General features: G+C 44.1%; 19 protein-coding genes and 1 pseudogene. 7 read left to right on the top strand and 13 right to left on the bottom strand.

The window, feature by feature from the left end; genetic code table 11:
* Nucleotides 1-2: 2 nt before the first annotated feature.
* Complete coding sequence (locus MFP28_RS09710) at nt 3-680, bottom strand: amino acid ABC transporter permease (protein ID WP_002907266.1); 678 nt, start codon at nt 678-680, stop codon at nt 3-5.
* Nucleotides 640-1,320: an amino acid ABC transporter permease gene (locus MFP28_RS09705; RefSeq protein WP_032916081.1), complete on the bottom strand. Its 681-nt coding sequence runs from the start codon at nt 1,318-1,320 to the stop codon at nt 640-642. Before MFP28_RS09705 ends, MFP28_RS09710 begins: the two co-directional genes overlap by 41 nt.
* Before the next feature lie 332 nt (nt 1,321-1,652).
* Between MFP28_RS09705 and MFP28_RS09700 the strand changes: the two genes are divergently transcribed.
* A complete protein-coding gene (locus MFP28_RS09700) occupies nt 1,653-2,801 on the top strand; it encodes a DUF3592 domain-containing protein (RefSeq protein WP_223331368.1) in 1,149 nt (382 codons plus the stop codon).
* Between the two features lie 228 nt (nt 2,802-3,029).
* Nucleotides 3,030-4,469, top strand: coding sequence for a 6-phospho-beta-glucosidase (locus tag MFP28_RS09695; protein WP_002907263.1), 1,440 nt, complete (start codon nt 3,030-3,032; stop codon nt 4,467-4,469).
* A gap of 96 nt (nt 4,470-4,565) precedes the next feature.
* Here the strand turns inward: MFP28_RS09695 and MFP28_RS09690 are convergent, their stop codons facing one another.
* The 3 genes and pseudogenes from MFP28_RS09690 to MFP28_RS09680 form a co-directional block, all read right to left on the bottom strand.
* Nucleotides 4,566-5,513, bottom strand: coding sequence for an alpha/beta fold hydrolase (locus MFP28_RS09690; RefSeq protein WP_002907262.1), 948 nt, complete (start codon nt 5,511-5,513; stop codon nt 4,566-4,568).
* A 395-nt stretch (nt 5,514-5,908) separates the two neighbouring features.
* Nucleotides 5,909-6,574, bottom strand: coding sequence for an HXXEE domain-containing protein (locus MFP28_RS09685; RefSeq protein WP_002907260.1), 666 nt, complete (start codon nt 6,572-6,574; stop codon nt 5,909-5,911).
* Between the two features lie 16 nt (nt 6,575-6,590).
* Nucleotides 6,591-8,372, bottom strand: a pseudogene (locus MFP28_RS09680) (serine hydrolase domain-containing protein).
* A 259-nt stretch (nt 8,373-8,631) separates the two neighbouring features.
* On the opposite strand from MFP28_RS09680, the gene MFP28_RS09675 reads away from it, so the two are divergent.
* The 4 genes from MFP28_RS09675 (at nt 8,632) to MFP28_RS09660 (ending at nt 12,204) form a co-directional block, all read left to right on the top strand.
* Nucleotides 8,632-9,312, top strand: a complete 681-nt coding sequence (locus tag MFP28_RS09675; protein WP_002907256.1) for a response regulator transcription factor — start codon at nt 8,632-8,634, stop codon at nt 9,310-9,312.
* A 1-nt stretch (nt 9,313) separates the two neighbouring features.
* Entirely contained in the window at nt 9,314-10,189 is an 876-nt protein-coding gene (locus tag MFP28_RS09670; RefSeq protein ID WP_002907255.1) for a sensor histidine kinase, read from the top strand.
* 454 nt (nt 10,190-10,643) lie between these two features.
* On the top strand, nt 10,644-11,477 hold the full coding sequence (locus MFP28_RS09665; protein ID WP_002907254.1) for a CPBP family intramembrane glutamic endopeptidase: 834 nt from the start codon (nt 10,644-10,646) through the stop codon (nt 11,475-11,477).
* A gap of 109 nt (nt 11,478-11,586) precedes the next feature.
* Nucleotides 11,587-12,204, top strand: coding sequence for a helix-turn-helix domain-containing protein (locus MFP28_RS09660; protein ID WP_002907253.1), 618 nt, complete (start codon nt 11,587-11,589; stop codon nt 12,202-12,204).
* Nucleotides 12,205-12,314: 110 nt separating this feature from the next.
* On the opposite strand, the gene MFP28_RS09655 is transcribed toward MFP28_RS09660, so the two are convergent.
* The 8 genes from MFP28_RS09655 to pabB form a co-directional block, all read right to left on the bottom strand.
* Complete coding sequence (locus MFP28_RS09655; protein WP_002907252.1) at nt 12,315-13,037, bottom strand: lantibiotic ABC transporter permease; 723 nt, start codon at nt 13,035-13,037, stop codon at nt 12,315-12,317.
* Complete coding sequence (locus MFP28_RS09650; protein WP_002907251.1) at nt 13,030-13,962, bottom strand: ABC transporter ATP-binding protein; 933 nt, start codon at nt 13,960-13,962, stop codon at nt 13,030-13,032. The genes MFP28_RS09655 and MFP28_RS09650 overlap by 8 nt, the downstream gene beginning before the upstream one ends.
* 145 nt (nt 13,963-14,107) lie before the next feature.
* Nucleotides 14,108-14,803, bottom strand: coding sequence for an ABC transporter permease (locus MFP28_RS09645; RefSeq protein ID WP_002907250.1), 696 nt, complete (start codon nt 14,801-14,803; stop codon nt 14,108-14,110).
* Nucleotides 14,804-14,815: 12 nt separating this feature from the next.
* Nucleotides 14,816-15,724, bottom strand: coding sequence for an ABC transporter ATP-binding protein (locus MFP28_RS09640; protein WP_002907249.1), 909 nt, complete (start codon nt 15,722-15,724; stop codon nt 14,816-14,818).
* Nucleotides 15,725-15,868: 144 nt separating this feature from the next.
* Nucleotides 15,869-16,561: an ABC transporter permease gene (locus tag MFP28_RS09635; protein ID WP_002907248.1), complete on the bottom strand. Its 693-nt coding sequence runs from the start codon at nt 16,559-16,561 to the stop codon at nt 15,869-15,871.
* A 37-nt stretch (nt 16,562-16,598) separates the two neighbouring features.
* Nucleotides 16,599-17,357 (bottom strand): ABC transporter permease, encoded by a 759-nt coding sequence (locus tag MFP28_RS09630; RefSeq protein WP_002907247.1) that lies wholly within the window; start codon nt 17,355-17,357, stop codon nt 16,599-16,601.
* Nucleotides 17,358-17,373: 16 nt separating this feature from the next.
* Nucleotides 17,374-18,282 (bottom strand): ABC transporter ATP-binding protein, encoded by a 909-nt coding sequence (locus MFP28_RS09625; protein ID WP_002907246.1) that lies wholly within the window; start codon nt 18,280-18,282, stop codon nt 17,374-17,376.
* Between the two features lie 103 nt (nt 18,283-18,385).
* Nucleotides 18,386-20,155: an aminodeoxychorismate synthase component I gene (gene pabB / locus MFP28_RS09620; RefSeq protein ID WP_002907245.1), complete on the bottom strand. Its 1,770-nt coding sequence runs from the start codon at nt 20,153-20,155 to the stop codon at nt 18,386-18,388.
* Between the two features lie 132 nt (nt 20,156-20,287).
* Between pabB and MFP28_RS09615 the strand changes: the two genes are divergently transcribed.
* Nucleotides 20,288-20,659, top strand: a complete 372-nt coding sequence (locus tag MFP28_RS09615) for a hypothetical protein (RefSeq protein WP_002907244.1) — start codon at nt 20,288-20,290, stop codon at nt 20,657-20,659.
* Nucleotides 20,660-20,731 lie beyond the last annotated feature (72 nt).

The following is a 20,731-nucleotide window of genomic DNA, read 5'->3' as shown; positions in this document are numbered from 1 at the left end:
CGTTACTCCTTCCAGATGGTTTCCAAATAAGAGGACAGCTTGGAAATAGGGAAGCAGACTGCGAAGTAAAGCAGCAGAATGCAGCCATAAATCCAAAAAGCAGCAGAAGGGATAGACAGACGATTGCTGTCAATGATCTGCTGGCCGACCTTGACAACCTCAATGACTCCGATAAGGACGATGAGTGAGGTTGTCTTAATCATCCGCGTGATTAGGTTAATCGCCTGCGGCAAAAGCCGTCGCAGTACCTGTGGGATGATAATGTAGACATAGAGCTGGCGCTGCGACAGTCCCAGTGCCTGACCACTCTCAAACTGATGCTTGGGCAGGGAAGTAATGGCACCCCGTACCAAGTCACCCATCTCCGCAGTTCCCCAAAGAGAGAAGACGATGATGGCTGAAAGCTCACCAGAGATATTGATGTCGAAGTTTCTGGCTAAGCCAAAGTAAACCAAAAAGAGCAGAACCAGCTGGGGCATGACGCGGATAAACTCTAGATAGGCTCTGGACAGAAAGCGCACGACTTTTGAGTGCGAGGTCATGATGATGCCAAAAAAAGTTCCTAAGATAAGGGAGATGATGACCGAGAGGATGGAAACGCCAATGGTAACGCCCAGCCCCTGTAAGATACGTAAGAAATTATTCCCCTGAAAGAGAACCTGAATGCCCAAATCTTGCACGCCGCAGCCTCCTTTCTATCCAGCTAAAGCCAAGTGAGATTGGCAACAAAATAATCAGATAAGCGATGACCAACATGAGCAGAGCCGTATCTGTCTCGTAGTAAAGGCCAATCAAGTCCTTAGCAACAAACATTAGGTCTGCCAAGGCAACAGCTGAAAATACTGAGGTTTCCTTGATTAAAAAGATGACATTGGCACTAAAGGAAGGCAGGGCAATAGCTGCAGCTTGAGGCAGGATGACATAGTAGAAGACTTGTACTGGTCGTAGGCCGATAGAGAGTCCGACCTCCCTCTGCGTCCGGCTGACTGCTTCAAGGCCGCTTCGGAAAGACTCAGCCATATAGGAACCGCCCAGAAAGATTAGCCCAATCGTCGCACAAGCCTCAGAGGATAGAACGATTCCAACACGAGGCAGGCCGAAGAAAAGAAAGAAAAGCTGCAACAACAGCGGCGTATTGCGGGAAAACTCGATATAGGCGGTTGCTAGCGGCTTCAAAACTGGGATCTTGTAAAAGCGAATCAGACTGACTAAAAATCCAACAGCAATCGACCCCAAAATCCCCCAAAAGGCGATGAACATGGTTAAAAGAAAGGCCTCTTGATAGAGGGGATAGTAATCACTGACGACGTCCCAGTTCACGGCTCTCACTCCTTAAACACTTGATGTTCCTAGTGTAGCATAGATAACAGACCTTTAGTAATATGTATTTTTTATCGCACTGATAAGGAAAATCTATCACTGGTTTGAAGAGAAATGCCAGATTGGGAATTTGTTATTTCAGTTGTGAGCTCGATTAAACCAAGGTGGTTATAAAAAATTGCGCTTTGATTTTGGATGAGTATAAAAAGGCTAAAAATCCCTGACCTATGGTATAATAGGATAATATGACAAAAGACAATACTATTTCAAACAAATTATACAAACTACTCTTTGCTTTATTCAGCTGTTTCGTGGGGCTGTCGTTTCTGTTCATGATGCTGAAAGATGTCTCGTCCACTAATTGGTATAAGAGTCGATTTCAGGGGTGGAAGACCATAACGGCTGAGGTGAGCGATTTTACGACCAGTCCGGAAAATCGCTCTACGCCCGCTTACTACCCTATTTATCACTACATTGTTGATGGCCAAACCTACCAGGGGATTTCAGACATCTATCAATATGAGGTGCCTAAGTCTGGGGAAACCATTAGCATTCTCTATAATCCCAATTCGCCTGAGCAGAGCCAATATAAGAATGACATCCCCATCCCTATCCTTGTACTCATGCCATTGCTGGGATTCTTATTATTTATGGCATTTGCTGCCGGCTCCCTCTATCAGGCCTTTAATCCTCTACAGGAGCCAAAGTCGCAACCTAAGGCTGCAAAAAGGATTAGTATTGTTGAGGGAACAGTTCGTAAAGAGAATCCCATTGTATCTTTAGTCTACCTAAGCCTGATTATGATAGCCCTCACTTATATCTGTATCACTGCAACAGGGCAATTCAAAGCCGTATTTTATGGTTGGAAAACTACATCCGCTCAAGTCATTGACTATGATGTGTATGAAACCGGAGGAAGTAGAGGAGGAAGAGGATTAAGTCTTTATAATAGCATCTACCAATATCAAGTAGACGGCGTAACTTATGAAGGCCATTCTGTTCTCGGTAGATTTACACAACCCAAAATTCACAGTCAAATCCCTATTGCCTATAATCCTGAGTATCCCTATCAGAGTGCTTCTAGTGAAAACCGTCATTTCTTTTATATAGTCTTCTTGCCTGGCTTTAGTCTATTGCTAGTCGGCAAGATTCTCTCTCTAATTATTGCTGCTTGGATAAAGAAGGCTAGACTCGCTCAAGCCAGAAGACTAGGGCCTGTCTATGACGGCTATATTATCGATGTTATCCCCGCTGAACAGTTTAGAGAGTATAATCAGTTGCATGAGATTTGGCTTGAATTTGATATTAACCAAGTGCCCTATCAAACCAGCATTTGCCTGCCCTTAAGAGAACATCATTTTATCTCTTACAGCCAGAATCCTAGACCTATACCAGTCTATGTGGATCCTCATGATGATAGCCAGTTCCTGATAGATGACAATGATATCTATGCTATTACAAATAAAATACAGATTAGTTGATTCTCCTCCTAATGCCAGCTCCCTCATCATTGACCAGCAACTGGCTGTCCTACTGTCTTGAACTGCTTTGAGGTGCCTCCACATGAGTTGAAGAATATCGGGAATGCCGAACCTTACAGACACCGTGGGGCTTGGAATAGTACCAGTTTTCCGTAGGATGCTAGAAGTTTATTTGCTGATTGTTTATTATAATATAAGAAAACACTTGATTTACAAGGAGGCAAAAAGATGACTGAAAAACTGACTTTTCCTGATGGTTTCTTGTGGGGCGGAGCGACAGCTGCCAACCAGTGTGAGGGAGCTTATGATGCAGATGGTCGTGGGTTGGCTAATGTAGATGTGGTGCCGATTGGTGAGGACCGTTTGGCCATCATTACGGGTAAGAAAAAGATGTTTGACTTTGAGGAAGGCTATTTCTACCCAGCCAAGGAAGCTATTGATATGTACCATCGCTTCAAGGAGGACATTGCTCTCTTTGGTGAAATGGGGTTTAAGACCTATCGTCTGTCCATTGCTTGGAGCCGGATTTTCCCTAAGGGGGATGAGCTGGAGCCCAATGAAGCTGGCTTGAAATTTTACGAAGACCTCTTTAAGGAATGCCACAAGTACGGCATTGAGCCTTTAGTGACCATTACTCACTTTGACTGCCCCATGCACTTGATTGAGCAATATGGTGGTTGGCGAAATCATCGCATGCTTGAATTTTACGAGCGTCTCTGCCGCACTCTCTTTACCCGCTACAAGGGCTTGGTCAAGTACTGGCTGACCTTTAATGAGATTAATATGATCCTCCATGCACCATTTATGGGGGCTGGGCTCTGCTTTGAAGAAGGCGAAAATGAGGAGCAGGTCAAGTACAAAGCAGCCCATCATGAGCTGGTCGCGTCAGCCATTGCTACCAAGCTAGCTCATGAGATTGACCCGGAAAACAAGGTTGGCTGTATGTTGGCGGCAGGGCAAAATTATCCTAACACCTGCCATCCACGCGATGTATGGGCTGGTATGGAGGAAGACAGGAAAAACTATTTCTTCATCGACGTACAAGCGCGTGGTGAATATCCCAACTACGCCAAGAAAGCTTGGGAGCGCGAGGGCATCAGTGTCGAAATGACAGAAGAGGACCTGCAGCTGCTCAAGGAGCATACGGTGGACTTCATTTCCTTCTCTTACTATGCTAGTCGGGTGGCTTCGGGCGATCCTAAGGTTAATGAGCTGACCGAGGGCAATATCTTTGCTTCTCTCAAGAACCCTTATTTGGAAGCTTCTGAGTGGGGCTGGCAGATCGATCCTCTGGGCTTGCGCATTACGCTTAATACCATTTGGGATCGTTATCAAAAGCCCATGTTTATCGTGGAGAATGGCCTGGGTGCAGTGGATAGTCCGGATGAAAATGGCTATGTAGCTGATGACTACCGCATTGACTATCTGGCGGCCCATGTCAAGTCTATGAGGGAAGCCATCAACGAAGACGGCGTGGTTCTGTGGGGCTACACAACCTGGGGCTGTATTGATCTAGTATCAGCCGGCACTGGCGAGATGAAGAAGCGCTATGGATTTATCTACGTGGACCGGGACAATGAAGGTAAAGGAACACTCAAGCGCTCCAAGAAAAAATCCTTTGACTGGTACAAGGAAGTTATCGCGACTAACGGAGCATCTGTGAAATAAACTAAGGCTGAGATATGAATGTCTCAGCCTTTTTTAAGTATGTATTTTTAATAGGAACTTTAGTCTAACTGAAATTTAAATACTTTACAAGATTCATTATTTCAAGAATTCCTTTATTTGCTGGGCGATTTCCTCTGGCTTTTCATCATGGATATAGTGGGAGCCTTCTAATGTCACAAGTTTGGATTGGGCATTCTGCGCGACAAACTCTTTTTCCAGTTTGGGAGCTTCTCCGCCTTTCTGGACAGCTGCAAAGATAAGAATTGGAATCTGCGGCACAGGTTCTTTATTAATCGTTTCAACATTTTTCTTCCGATTCTTGACTTCGTTCATGACCGCCTGGGTGATTGACCGCTGGTGGAACAAGGCTTTAAAGACAGCTTTTTCCTGATCATTGAGAGCCCCAGACTTTATGGCCGGGCTGCTATTTTCATCAAAGAAAATCGGCAGGCGAGCCAAGCCTAGCATTCTCCCCAGCTGGATAGTCTGATAAGAGCCATAAAATTTCTGCTGGTCGGACACCTCCGTATGAGGCATGGTCATATCCAGCCCGATAATAGCTTCTATTTCTTCTGGGTAATGATTGGCCCAGTGAATCGTTTCTAAACCGGCAATCGAATGCGGAACCAAAACATAAGGACCGGATATCTTAGCAGCTTTGAGGGCCTTACGTGTCTGCTCCACTTGTCTATCCAATGAGCGGTCATCGTTTCCATCATCGCTGTAACCATAGCCCAGACGTTCTACCACGACGATACGATAATCATCCTCCAGCTTGGAATAAAGAGCTTTGAAATCCAGAACCGGAGCATTGGTGCCCAGTCCTGCTAGAAAAACTAAGGTCTTCTTGCCCTTGCCGGCAGTGTAGACATTAAGCTTCTTACCCTCTACCTCGACTAGCTGACCAATCGGCTTCTCAATGAGCTTGCTTTCCTGAGCTATTTGAAAGCGGTTATAGAGAAAGATAGCCAATAAGGCCAGAGCTAAGATTCCTACCAGCCAAGTGATTGTTTTAAGGATAAATATAAAGATTCTTTTCAACATAGGGATTCCTTTCTGTTCATCATATTTTAGACTCGCATACTTTTATTTATAATCTTTACTCCAAGCGGTCGTATGGTGATTTACACTAAAAGCGAATAGAAGTTTAATCAGGTGAAGTGATAAAAGAGCTGTCATACTGATTGGCAATTTACTGTAACTAATAAGAAGAATGCAACCCAACCCCGCCATAGAAGCACCAGTTAATGCTTGCTCCCTGCAATCTTTCAGTAGTTCGCTGACAAACATTAGATATGTCTGGTTGGCCGCAAGGCCAAACTTAAAATAGCAGAATAAAACTAGGCAACTTTTTGGTTTTCGGTGAGTATTAGTCACTCAGCTATGCCTTCGACTTCTCATAGAATTTTTAAAGAAGATTATGAAATGGGAAAGGGAATTCAGTTTTTTTCTCTTGCGATATATTTTTCATAATAACGATTGCTATCAAAAGGATAAGGGGTCTCTTTTGATTTGAACAGTTGCTCAGGGATAAGAACGACACTACTTACAAGAACTATTCCACTGATAATGGCTAAAATGATTATTGGCAAACTGGGGAGATTTGTAGGATACTGAATCAGAACATAGTAGAGAGCATGAAGCGTAAAGACAACCGCTGTCGCAAAACCTGGGTTATAAATGGTTCTTTTTCCTACTGTTCGAAAACGTCGGTACATACTGAACCCAAAAATCAGGTGGCCAATCATTTCAAAAAAGCAAAAGATAAGATTCCAGATGACAATGATCTGATTGACACCGTAGAAAAGACAGACAATACCAATTAATTCAGCTAACATAATAGTCAGCATATCAGAAAATTGATTCATAGGATAGCGATCGGGCTGTTGAGAGCGCCGAAGCATGTTGTAGTTATAATGAAAACCGCCAGGAAATCTCCATTCTTCTAGACAGTGCAAAGGGAGCATGACATAGATTATAGCGACAAATCTGCTTCCAGCATCTAGTGTGGTCCAATTTGTGATAAGATATAAGAGAATACCGATTCCCATAACAAAGAGAATGGGAATCCAGATTTTTAACCAAGCAGAAATCAGTTTGAACATAACAACACCTCATTTATCAAAGTACCCACCACTGGTAAAGAGACCAGTAAAGGATATTAGCGGCCACTGCTAAAGCAGATAGGCTGGTCACGGCTGTTAGGAAGAGGCGTCCTTTACTGAGCTTTTCTCTGAACTTTCTGAAGAGAGGTAACAGAGCGGATACGGTTAGCAGGAGTCCCAAGGCAGCAAAGAGCATGTAGCGCCACTGAGCGATTTCGCTGAAATCTCCTGAAGTTGCTGACATGAATAGCAGAAAGAGATTGATTGGAACAGCCAAAATACCAACAGCTGTTAGGAGGTTCCAGACCTTCCAAGTGCGGTCTGGCTGGTCTTGTTTTTTATGGAAGATGAGTCGATAGGCTCCTAGAAGCGGGCTGATGAGGAGCAGGCCGAGGGCGTAGATGATACCAAGTCCGGCCAAACCTAGAACAACATAGTCTTTAAAGAAATCAAAGTCAGAGACTTTCTCATAGTCTGCGACAGCCACTGCGATACGGGTCTTGCCTTGGCTCTGATAAATGGTCCAGAAGTTGTTTGGCAATCGCTGATCGTCAGATGGTTCCTGCAAGTAGTCTGCGGAGACTGGAATCATTTTAAAGATAGCTAGAGGGCCTTGATTAAAGTTGCGCAGAGTGCGATAATAGCCTGGACTGAACTGCTCTTGCGTTTCTTTGCTGGCCGTTTTACGTGGCCCAAAGACGAGCTCTGGCATTTGGAAATTATAATTTTGCTCTGCACCTTGATTGGTCATGACGACATAGCCGATACCGTGCTTCAAGTCCAACATTATCCGTGAAGTAGCGCCAGCTGTATTTCCGCCGTGGCCCAACACAGTAGTACCGTATTCGTTGGCCCAGAAACCGTGGGCATTGCGGATGATATCCGTGTCAGGGTAGGTGGAACTGACAGTATAGAGGGTGTTCCAGGTCTCTGGGCGATCAAAGAGCGTCTTGCGAGCCAGCAGGGCTTGGGCGAACTTCTCCAAGTCTTTAAAGGTGCCAGTAGCCGCTCCGGTAGGATAGATGCTAGTGATGAAATGGTCCTTGCTCAGCAAGTTTCCTTTAGTGTCGTAACCCTTGGTTTCTTGACGCTTTTTCTAAACGTAGGAATTGTCTGATAGATCCGGCAAAATAGCCGTTTTATCCATGCCCAGTGGTTGGAAAATATGCTCATGGGCATAGTCGGAAAAAGTCTGACCAGAGATCCGCTCGACAATCAGAGCAGCCAAGCCAGCACCGTAATTTGAATAAGCTGTGACTGTACCGGGTTCAAAGGACTGGATAGGTTGTTGTTCTTTAAGGATTTCTTCGATACTTTTGTCACTTCGCATGTAGAAGGTAGTCTCGTCAAATCCTGCCTGATGATTCATCAGATCCAGCATGGTGATAGGTTTGTCATAGCGGAGATTTTTGAGGAAGCCTTCTGGCAGATAGGTGCGGATGTCTTCTTCTAGGTTAATCTTGCCTTGTTCCCAGAGCTGCATAACAGAGAGCCAGACGGTCAGCTTGGTTACAGAGCCCCATTCAAAGACGCTATCATCATCGGCCTTGATGTCTTTTTCCTTATCCATGTATCCAAAGTTGCCTTGATAAATGGTACCGTCCTTGTCAAAGACTGCCGTTGCCATGCCGGCTGTTGTCTTTTCATGTTCCTTGACATAGTCTTGGATTTTCTGGCCGATCTGGTCCCGTTCGATACCAGATGGCAGCTTTTGAGACTCCTCAGCCAGTGCAGTAGCTGGCTGGAAGAGCCCCAGAGTTATAATGGTTAGAAGTGTTAGAATCAATGATTTCTTCATGCGGCTCTCCTTTTTCCTTATCCCTCAAGGGCGAAAGTAATACTTCTAAAAATGATTTTGCAAAAAATTTTAAACATTTTGAGCCTCCTTTTTATAGCACATACATTTCTTATTTCTTTCTATTTTAAAGTTCAATTCTCAAATATCCTTCAAGTAATTCTAAAATATTTCTAAAGTTTTTCGAATAGTCCATCTTTTATTGACTTAGCCTCTTATCCTTGCTACACTAGTGATAGGAAATTTCTGGAGGCGAGTGTTTATGGCTCATATTTTACTCATCGAAGACAATAGTGATATTCATGAAATTCTAAAAGATCTTTTTCAGAAGGAACACACGGTTTATTCTGCCTATTCGGGGACGGAGGGCATTTCGCTGTTTGAGCGGGAGGAGATTGATTTGGTCCTTTTGGACATCATGCTGCCGGGGAAGAATGGCGATGAAGTGTTGAGGGAAATTCGCAGCAGCAATGCTACGGTGCCGGTGGTTATGCTGACGGCTCTTGGGGAGAAAGCGCTGGTTAGCCAGTACCTGCTGAATGGTGCTAATGATTATATCGTCAAACCCTTCAATCTGGATGAGGTTTTTGCCCGTATCACCGTGCAGCTGCGCAGCCAGCAGGCTTTGACTGGCGAAGAAGAAGGCCAGTCCTTTAAAAATATTCGTCTGCTCAAGGCTACCTTTGAGGCGGTCTGCGGTGAGAAAAGCGTCCGTCTGAGCAAGAAAGAATATCATATTCTCCAGCTCTTGCTCCGTCATCCCAAGAAGATCTACACCAAGGAAGAGCTCTTTGAGCAGGTCTGGGAAGAGAGCTATCTGCCTGGGGATAATACCCTGAATACCCACCTCAGCAACCTACGTAAGAAACTGGCTCAGTTGGACCCGACAGAGGAATACATAGAGACTGTTTGGGGACTAGGTGTTCGGCTCAAGGAGGACTGATATGTTGGTGTTAGTGATTTTATTTGCCCTCATCAGTCTGTTTCTGGGCATTGGTTTCATACGCTATCATCTGGCGGTCAAGGATGTAGCTCAGCAGATTCGTCGGAAGCGGCAGACAGGGAGCCAGAATCGTCTGGCTCCTGCTGCTCATGCACCCAGTATTTTAGAGCTGACAGAGGAAGCAGAGTTGCTCTTTCGGGAGCTAGAAAAGACCACCTTTGTTGTCCAGCAGGAAAAGAAGACGCTGGATATGGCTATCAGTAATATCGCCCATGATATCCGAACCCCTCTGACCATTGCCAGCGGCTATACCCAGCAGCTCTTGAAGGATGAGAGTCAGGAAAGTCAGCAGCTAATCAAAATTGCAGATAGTCTGGGAATGGTATCCAAACGGCTGGAAGCCTTGATGGAGTATCGCCGGCTGATGGAGGGTGCCATTCGAGCCAATGTCCAGCCGACAGATATATCCCAGCTAGTAACCCAGCAGCTTTTTACTTATTATGACGCCTTTCAGAAAGCCCAGATTGACCTGCAGGTAGAGCTGGCTGAAGGTCTAGAGTTAGAGACAGACCCAGAAATTCTGGAGCGCATTGTCCAAAATATGATAAGCAATGTCCTCAAGCACGGCCGTAAGGCCGCCAGCATTTCTCTGAAAAAAGAGGGCGAGCATTGTATCTTTACTGTCAAAAATATCGTCCAGCAGCCTATCCAATATCTAGATAAGCTGACCAATCGCTTTTATTCAGAAAATCTATCCAGCAGCGAGGAGTCTTCAGGGCTGGGGCTATACATCACCCAGCAGTTAGTCGAAATCCTAGGCGGGGACTTGACAATGAAAGCCGAGGACGACTGGTTTGAACTAGTTGTGACATTGTAAAAAAGACTTGAAAAAGCAAAATAAGGAAGGCTCAGCTCTATCAGCTAGTCTCAAAATCCGCTCATAAACCTCAGCTAATTTTTAAATTGGCTGAGGTTTATTTTTAGATTAAATCGAAGAAAGACATGATAAATATGCCTTTTTGTTTTGTAATTTGAAAAGCAAGCCATATTAGCTAGGTCATTTTACCGGTCAAGGTGAAAAACCAGCCAACTGCTCTAAACCCTTGATATAACTGACTTGCAACTGACGGTTGACAAAGATTCCAAGTTCAATCACTCAATAAGCAACTAGATTTTTTCTTTATTCCAAGTCCAGTCGCTAGAAAGGCAACTGGCTTTTTTGTTAATCTGAAAGCAGAAGCCGAGTTTTTGATTTCGGAATGAACGAGTCGCTGTCTTTGAAGATTTGGATCAAAAACTTGAGTTTAATTATATTATAAGGAGGTATTCTCATGAATACAGAAACAACTATCAAACCACAACCCAAACTAATTTTGCCGTTCCTGGCTTGGAACTTCGGCTGGACATGGGGATTCTGGCTGCTGGACATTATCCTCAAAAACCTTTGGCCAGACAGTCCACCTACAGCCTATCTAGCTCTTGAAGCTATTCTAAATGGTATTGCTATGTTTGGGCCTATGCTAGCCAGCCTAATCGTACTGAAAAAGAAAGGCTTCAAGGCCATTTGCTCCTATCTCTTTTCAGGCAAGAAAGAGACCTGGCTCTACTTGCTAATCTATGGTGGCGGTCTGACCGCTTTCTATGTCCTAGCTTCTGGCGGCAAGCTGGTAGACGGCGCTTTAGTAAGATTTCCTTGGTTTTTTATCTATTGTATTGTCCTATCGGGCGGGATTGAAGAATTTGGCTGGCGCGGCTTCCTACAGCCGGCCTTAGAGAAAAAGTTTTCTTTCTTTGTCTCTACCTTGATGACCGGTATTATTTGGGCCATTTGGCATATTCCTCTCTGGTTTTACGATCGCTTTTATGATAGAAGCCAGGATCTTTTCTCAGTTTATATCATTTTCTGTATCCTTCTATCTTTTTGGCTTGCAGCTCTGTATAAGAAGACCCAGTCTGGCCTTGCTTGTAACATCTTTCATGCGCTCTCCAACACCCTCATCCCGACTTTTGTTGGAATAGCTCAAGCTAACAATCAATTGGATTTCTCTCAAGTCAATCCCTTCCTTTACTTTGGAGGTGTGATTCTCCTGACACTTTATAGTATCTATCTCTGGTATCGGACGGATAGGGAGGAAAAAGCTCTTCCATCTAAAGAAGAAGTCTAGCATTTGATGAAGAGATGACAATCAGACTTTGCAGTTTCTCCGCCTTGTGCTATAATAAGTTTCAATGAAAGAAAGTATAAAAAATAAGAAAGAGTAGGTAAAACAATCCATGAATCTATCAGACAGAATCCAGTACCTGCGAAAAGTGCGGGGCATTTCTCAGGAGGGGCTAGCCGACCAACTCGGTGTGTCTAGACAGGCCGTTTCCAAGTGGGAGAGCGAGCAGAGTATGCCTGATTTGGATAAGATCATTTCCATGAGTGACTATTTTGAGGTGACCACAGACTATCTGCTCAAGGGAGTTGAGCCTGTAGTACAGAAAGAGGAAGAGCAGTCAATCAAGCACAGGAGGATAGCCAGCAATATTTGCTATCAGCTCTCTCTTGGCTTTATCGGTCTGGGCATCATCCTCTCCATTATCCTAGCTGATTTTCTCAAGATCAGTATCTTGCTAACGCCGGTGCTGATCGTTCAGGGAGTAGGGCTGCTGGTGTGGGGAATGGGCCGCAATCTATCCGAGGTAAGACCTTCTTTTCAGGTTAAGCTAGCCTTGATTTTATTCTTGATCTTTGTTCCCCTCGGATTTCTATCTAATGTTCTTTTTCCTCTGGGCAAGATCTTTCCATATCCGACCAGTCTGGCAGCTAGTCTTGCCTTTGTCACTTTCTACCTTATCCTAGGAGTCTGCATCAGTTTGTTCTTTAAAAAGCAAGATTGGAAGCAGTGAAAGAAAGCCGATAAAGCCGGCTAGACCAGAAAGGGTGAAATCCGCTCATCATCCAATTAAAATCCGCTCAAAAAAACTCAGCTAATTTAGTGATTAGCTGAGTTTTTATTTTACAAATCTCTCTTCTTCAGTGTAGCCAGTCCTGCTAAGCTAAAGACCGTGATCAGACTGAGAGCAAAGATAGCTGTTTTGGTGATGACACCTGGTATTGAAGCGTCTCCGTAGAAGAACTCCATCTTGATAGCCTTGAACCATTCATTATTGGCATCGACCATTTGACTAGGGAGACCGAGTAAGATGTAGGTCATGATATAGGTGATAAAGACGACACTATAGTTTCGAGTCAAGTAGAGGACAAAGCTGGTAATGCAGTACCAAGCATAGGTACAGATGACCTGCATGACAAAGAGTATTGCGAATTGTCCCCAGAAATTAGCTGGCAGGGTTCCCATATTACCGCCGGTTCGGACAAATTCGATGACAATACCTAAAATGTAGAGCAGTATGAACTGCATAGGAAGTAAGCTAGCGATAACCAGTGCTTTAGAGAAGTAATACTGGGTCCGAGTCTTGCCTGTAGTCAGGTTATTGTGATAAAGTTTGTCATTGAGATCAACACCGAGAAGCAAGCTAGTCATGACATTGCAGGCAATAAAGAGCATGCCGATGTTGTAGGAGACGACATCTATGGCAAAAAAGATACCGTTGTCGGAAATGGCGACTTGGGAAGTGAAAATGGCGAGGAGAATTCCAAAGATGCAGAAAGCCTGGACTCCCCAGAATCCTACGGAGCGGAAGAGACGGTAGTAATCCGCCTTGATACTATTAAACATGAGTGTTTCCTCCTTGTTGGTTGATTAAGTCTGTAAAGTATTTTTCTAAGTCTTTGTGGGCGTAGTAGATTTCCCCGATTGGGATGTCGGCTAGGACTAATTCCTTGGCAATCTTGCGAATTTCTTGTACTTGGCCGGAAATATGTAGCTCATCTTCCTTGTTGCTTGGTCTGAGCTGGTAGCCTAGCTTGTCTTGCACTAAATGAGCAGCTTGCTTGATATTATCCGTTTTTAGGATGATATAGTCGCCGCTTTCTCGGTTAAATTCTTCCTTAGACAGCTCCTTGATGAAATGCCCTTGATTGATAAAACCAAAGCGAGTTGCGACTAGATAAAGCTCGGACAGGATATGGCTGGAAATAATGATGGTGATGCCTAATTCTTGATTGAGGCGCTTGACCATTTCTCTAAATTCCTGAATCCCAACTGGATCTAAACCATTAATGGGCTCGTCCAGGATGAGCAAGTCGGGACGCCCCAAAATGGCAATGGCAATGCCCAACCGCTGTTTCATCCCTAGAGAGAAATTGCGAAATTTTTTCTTTCCAGTATCCGTCAGGCCGACATATTGCAGGGTTTCTTTGATGACTTTGTCAGCATTTGGAATGCCCCGGTCGGTACAGTAGTAGCGTAGATTTTCATAGGCCGACATGTGGGCATGAGCTACAGGGGTCTCGATAACAGATCCAGTATGGTTGAGGGCTTTTGTCCATTCTTGTTGGTTCTGAGAGCCCAGAACAGACACGGCCCCTCCGCTAGGATAGATGACTTGCGTGATGATTTTGATCAGCGTGGTCTTACCAGCACCGTTTTTTCCGATGAGACCGTAGATCTCTCCTTTCTTGATGGAAAGACTGACATCTTTCAGAGCATACTGATCACCGTATTTTTTAGTGAGTCCTTTCACTTCTAAAACATTTTGCATGATGTTTCTCCTTTAATTACTTTGTTTATACTTTTAGTATACAAACTAAATTTCAAATATTTCTCAAGAAATTCTAAAATATTTCTAAAGAAATTTAAAATTGAAAAGATTAAAATGAGCCAGTCAAGAACCAGCTCATTGTTTACTATAAATCCTTTTTGTGGAAAGTATAAAGACTTGCTGCGGTGAAGATTGTTCCTAAGACCAAGGCGATTAGAATAATTCTTAAGGTTACACCGTTGCTTTGAAGCGTCTCAAAGTCAAAGCTCATGGTGAAATGCTGCAACCATAATGATTTGGGATAAAATTGAGCCAGAGCTCCGGTTAAGGATGCGCAGAAAAGGTAACCTCCCAGAGCAGCAATCATAGATTTACTCAGATAAAGAATAAAGGAAATAATGGCTGTCCAAGCCATGACGGTCAAGCACTGCACAAAGAATAGAAGAATAAACTGAAGCAGGAAGGTGGCGGATAAATCACCAATACCGTTTAGGATAGCTGCTAGGATAAAGTTGATGCTATAAAAGAGAGCTAGCTGCAGGAACGTTACGCAGACCATGACTAGGGCTTTAGAGACGAAGAAACTGGTACGGGAAACGCCGCTGGTTAAAGTATTCTTGTAAAGCTGCTTGTTCAGATCTGTTCCGATGACGACCATAGAGAGGATAATGATGATAAATGTATTATTACCGATAGCGTTGGACACAGCTTGTATAAGCTGGACGGCATTTAATTTGCCAAAGACTGCGCTCAAGGTCGTCAGTAGAAAGATGAATTCGGTAATCCAAACAGCCTTGGAACGAAAGAAACGGTAAAAATCTGCTTGAAAAGTATGTAACATGGTTTTTTCTCCTTACTGGACTAAATCTGTAAAGTATTTTTCTAAATCTTTGTGAGCTGCATAGATACCATTGACATGAATGTTGGATAGGACCAACTCCCTGTTGATGTCATTTAGTTCCTGCTCTTGGGCGAAAATGTGCAGCTCATCAGATTTATCAGCTTCCTTGAGCTGATAGTGGAGCTTACCTTGGATGAGATTGGCAGCCTGATCTCTATCGCTGGTTTTGAGGACGATATAATCTTCGCTGGCTCGGTCAAAATCGTCTTTGGTGAATTCTGCGACGAGTCGTCCTTGGTCAATCACGCCAAACTTGGTGGCTACCAGATAAAGCTCAGACAAGATGTGGCTGGAAATAATAAAAGTAATCCCTAATTCTTGATTGAGTCGCTGAATCATCAATCGAAATTCCTTGATGCCAAGCGGATCGAGGCCGTTGATAGGTTCGTCTAAAATCATGAGTTCAGGCTTGCTTATAAGGGCAATTGCGATTCCCAAGCGCTGCTTCATTCCTAGCGAAAAGTTGCGGAATTTCTTTTTACCAGTATTGCTCAATCCGACATAGGCCAGAGTTTCCTTGATGAGCTGGTCAGGTTTGGCAATCTGGTGGACCTTGCAGTAGTAGTTGAGATTTTGATAAGCAGTCATCTGATTGTAAGCGACCGGTGTTTCAATGACGGTTCCTATCTTGCGCAGGGCTTCATTCCATTCCTTAGAGTTTTGCGAACCAAAGACAGACACGGTTCCGCTGTTGGCATGAATGAGCCGACTGATGGTCTTGAGAAGAGTGGTTTTGCCAGCTCCGTTCTTGCCGATTAAACCGTAAATTTCGCCCTTCTGGATCGAAAGACTCACATGATCAAGGGCATATTGCTGGCCATATTGTTTGGTAACTTGCTTTACTTCTAAAACAGTTTGCATGGTATATTCTCGCTTTCTTAGGTTTGATTTTAGTATACAAGCTAGATTTCAAATATTTCTCAAGAAATTCTAAAATATTTCTCAAGAAATGCAGAACCAATTCAAAAGCAATAAAAAAGCAGCCAAAGGGCGGACTGCTTAAATTTATAAGTCCCTGTGCTGAAAGGCTTGGTAACCACCTAAGAGAGAACCAGCTAGGATAAGGAATAAGAATAGTTCAGAATTTATCTGAGGGAAAACGATGACGAGGCTAGACTGAAGCATAATCAGGGCGAAAAAGACGAGATAGCTGGCTAGGGTGGAGCGGGTCAGGTAGAGAAGACAGGTAACTACAGAACTGCAGGTCATAATAAAGAGAAAGGAGCGAAAGAAAGACAAGGAAAAGCTCCATAAAAAGTTCTTTGGCATAGTCCCAAGTCCATGGAAGAGGCTCCCAAAGATAAAGGCTGCGGCAAAAGCTGCCGCCATTTGCAAGATGATAATTGTGATAAGAACAGCTATTTTGGATAAGTAAAATTCTTTTCTAGAAATCCCGCCAGCTAATATATTGTTGTATAGTTTTCTAGTCAGGTCACGACCTAACAGAAAGATGATGAGCACAAGGATAGTAATCATGACAAAGGGCAGGAAATCTTTAGCAAGCTGCCCGAGAGCTTCAAATCCTGTCCAACCTTGGATGACTATTTCTTCTGGATCAGAAGACGTAGAGATATAAAAATTAAAGTTGCGTTCACCAAGAGAGCTGATGAAAATGAGAAAAAAGAGCAGCCCTTCTATTAGCCAAAAAAGCTTAGAGCGGACAAGCTGGTAGAGCTCCGCCTGGATAGTATGTAACATGAAATCTCCTCTGAATGTTTAAGATTGTTCCTACTTTTTATAAATTTTTCTTTTTGAAAACCATCAGCCCGCCACCCATAAAGAGCAAGGTGACCGTTACCACTGTCAGGATAGCCTTGATAACAGCCCCGCCATCTGCTGCCATATCTGTGTTAAAACGCATGGTCAGATAGATCAGCCATTCATTGTCCGGATAAAAGATGAGGGGAATAGTCAGTAAGGTACCGCCAAGGAAATAGGTCAGAAAGCTAGATACAATCGAGTGGCTGGCATAGAGTACAAAAGAAATGATGGCAATCCATGTAATCGTGCTGAGAAATTGAACGAAGAGAGCAGTTCCCAGCTGAGACAAAAAAGAGCTGGGGGCACTGCCAATTCCGTTGGACAGACTAGCAGTCACAAAGGAGATAGATAAAATCATCAGGAAGTTAAAAGCTGCGATGCTAACGCAGACAAAGAATTTAGAAAAATAATAGTTGAGCTTAGAGATGCCGTAGCTCAGACAGTTTTTATAAAGTTTCCGAGACAGATCCACTCCAAGGACCATACTGATACCAATGATGGTGAAAAGGATCAGACTGTCTGTATTGCCTGCAAAATAGTCTAGAGCTTGAAGGCCGGTTAGTTTTCCTAGAGCTTGAGTAGCAGCCTCATTTCTGGAGATATTTGCTCCAAAATGAATATTTGCTTGGAAGAAGGTTGCTGAGAAAATCACACAAACTAATAAAAATTCAGTAATCCAAAAGCCTTTTGAGCGCATGAGCCGGTAAAAATCAGCTCGAATGAAATCCATCATGATAAGCCTCCCTTTGTCATTTGACCAAGTCTGTAAAGAAGTTTTCTAGGTTTTGTCGTGCATAGTAAATCTCCTGCACTGGTATATCTGCGGCTGCAAGTTTCTTGACAATCTTGCTAATCTCATGCGAATGGGTAAAGATATGAATCTCGTCAGAAGCATTGACCACCTTGATACGATGCATGAGCTGGTCGTGAATCAGCCGGCTGGCTTCTTCTAACTGCGACGTTTTAAGCACGATATAGTCTTCGCTCTGTTCTTCAAACTCCGCCTTGGAAATCTCGCGAATCAGCCGTCCCTCCTCGATAATGCCGAACCGAGTACCCACCAAGTAAAGTTCAGACAGGATATGGCTGGAGATGATAAAGGTCATGCCCAACTCCTCGTTGAGCCGCTGCACCAGCTGGCGGAATTCCTTGATGCCGACTGGATCCAGGCCATTGATAGGCTCGTCCAGTATCATCAGGTCAGGTCTGGTAAGAAGCGCGATAGCCAGACCCAGCCGCTGTTTCATTCCGAGTGAGAAGTCGCGGAATTTCTTCTTGCCCGTATCTGTCAAGTCCACGTATTCTAAGGTTTCACGGATGACCTTGTCCGCATGGGGAATATGGCGGAGCTTGCAGTAGTAGCTGAGATTTTCATAGGCTGTCAGGTGGTTGTGAGCGACCGGTGTTTCGATGACCGATCCGACCCGTTTGAGGCTCTGCGTCCATTCTTGATAGGTCTGAGAGCCAAAAAGGGAGACATTGCCACTGCTTGCTTCCAAGAGCTGGGTGATGACCTTGATCAGAGTGGTTTTTCCGGCCCCGTTCTTGCCAATCAAACCATAAATATCTCCTTTTTTTATCGTCAGACTCACATCGGTCAGAGCGTACTGTCGGCCGAATTTCTTGCTGACTTGCTGTAAAACCAAAACATTTTCCATGATTGAGTCTCCTTTTCATGATGTTAGGAGAGAAAACTCCTCTTCTTATTAATTAGTATAGCGCCAAACCTTCAAATATTTATAAAGAATTTCTCAAATATTTCTAAAGTTTTTGATGAGGATTAAAAGCAAGTGGCAAATTGTGGAACTCTTCATCCTCAATCTCCAGCTCGTACAGTCCTCTGACTGCATTGCAGGCGTAGATTTTCTCTACTTGAGCCAGATCAGCTAGCGTTAAAACTTTCTCAGTAGCCTGTCCATTATCCAGTAGCTGCTGACGGTAGATGCCCTTGAGTAGGCCTAGTTCAGCTGGAGGCGTATAGAGCTTGCCGTCTAGCTCCAGCAGCAGATTGCCGATAGAAGTTTCCAGTAGTTGGCCTTGGGCATTGTAGTAAATCTGTTCTTGCTGCTCCAAGGTTAGATGAGGACGATGACTGGTTTTGAAATAGGTGAAAGGCTGGGCTAGATTGGCGGTTTGCTCGACCAGTTTTGCCTTTCTGAAAGTCTTTGTTAGCGGTAGTAGAGGAGCCGTTTCTAGCCCAATACTGCCGTCTTTTTTAAGAGCTATACGCAGCCTGTAATCTTTTTCTTTGTCTAGCTGAGTGCAGGTTTCTTCTAGCTCTTGCTTCAGTTTGTCTTGGTCAAAAGGATAGGCGAAGTAGCCGGCTGCTTCTGTCAGTCTTTGCAGGTGCTGCTCTTGCCAGGTTAACTTTCTATTTGTCACTTTTCCTGTAGAAATCAGGTCGAATCGCGGATTCTTTCGATAGAGGACGGCAGATTTTTGCTGGGTTTCGATGTATTCAGATTTCCAGGTGCTGTCCCAAGTGATGCCGCCGCCAACGCCATAGATGGCTTTCCTTCCCTCCAGCTGAATGGTGCGGATGGCGACGTTGAAAATCCGTCTCTGGTCTGGCAGGCAGATGCCGACTGTACCGCAGTAGACCCCGCGGGCGGCTTTTTCTGTTGCCTTGATGATAGCCATGGTCGAAATCTTAGGAGCGCCTGTGATGGATCCGCAAGGAAAGAGCGCCTTGAAAATCTCTGCCAGCCCGACTCTCTCCTGCAGCTGGCTTTTGATGGTAGAGGTCATCTGCCATACTGTAGAGTATTGCTCGACGCTGCAGAGATGCTCAACCCGCTCGCTGCCTGTTTGAGAAATACGATTCATGTCATTGCGAAGCAGATCGACAATCATCATATTTTCAGCTCGGTTTTTGGCATCCTGGGCCAGCCATGCAGCCTGCTCTCTATCTTGCTCTAAAGTCAGTCCCCGATTGGTAGTTCCTTTCATCGGACGAGTGGTCAGTTGACCTCGGTGCTCCTCGAAAAAGAGCTCAGGGCTGATGGACAAGATGGAGGTCTCATCATGCTCTACATAGGCATTGTAGGCCGCATTTTGCTCAACGACTAGCCTGTTGTAAATAGCCAAGCTATCCTCAGGATTGAGCTCCGTGCACAGTTGCACCGTGTAGTTGACTTGATAGGTATCGCCCTGGCGGATATGATGATGAATGATCTCGATAGCCTTCTGGTACTCTTGCTCAGAAGTCAGCCCCTGCCAAGCCGCTGGCATTTCCACTTCCTCATAGGTCAAGGGAATGGCAGCCTGCTCAGCCTTATCATGGATAGTAAAGTAGAGGAGGTATTCTTTCTGGAGCGGAGCCGAATGAACTTGGAACTTTTCCTCAAAGGCTGGAGCTGCTTCATAGCTGACATAGCCGACAGCATAGTATCCTTTCTCCTGCCAGCCCTCAATCTCTGTCAAAAGTTCCTCCACTTGGTCCAGGCGGCGAGTCTTTAGCTCCTTGATGGGATTCGTAAAAATCAGGCGTTGGCCCAACTGCTTAAAATCAATAATCGTTTTCTTGTGCATAAAGTTATTTTATCATAAGATAATTTGAATGAAAACGGATTTATCGGATGAAACAGTCATTCTTTTCTAATGGTTGACAGATTAGAAAGTGTCTAGGTATACTATTTTAAAAAAAGAAAGAACGAGATTTCTATGAAGTCGAATAAATTGTTATTGGTAAATGGGGTTGTGAGTATTATAGCGGGAATTCTTATCATCTATTTTTCTTTACAAAGATCGAGTTTTGAGTTTGTTGATTTGATTGTCAGCTTCATTGAAAATTACATATGGGCACTTCTGATTATGCTAATTAATGTTTTCTTGTTGATACTTTCCTTAGCGGGTATGTCTCATTATAGTGGGGACTCAAGGGTCAATAAGATGAATCATCAGATGCTGCTTTTTGCATCTATCATGGGATTTATTCCTTTTCTAGCTATCTTTGCAGGCCTTCTGTCCATAGGGGCTGGATTTCTATATCTTCAAGATTTTCCAAAATTCAAGAGCGATGACAAAGCAGACTGACCTATGTGTCGCTCTGCTTCCTCCTGCTCGAAAGCCCGCGAAAATTATGATAAAATAAGGAAATGACAAAAC

Origin of the sequence: Streptococcus sanguinis (assembly GCF_050234405.1) — a bacterium.
Lineage (GTDB): Bacteria > Bacillota > Bacilli > Lactobacillales > Streptococcaceae > Streptococcus > Streptococcus sanguinis_W.
The sequence above is the reverse complement of the archived record's forward strand: the minus strand, read 5'-3'. Positions and strand labels throughout refer to the sequence as shown.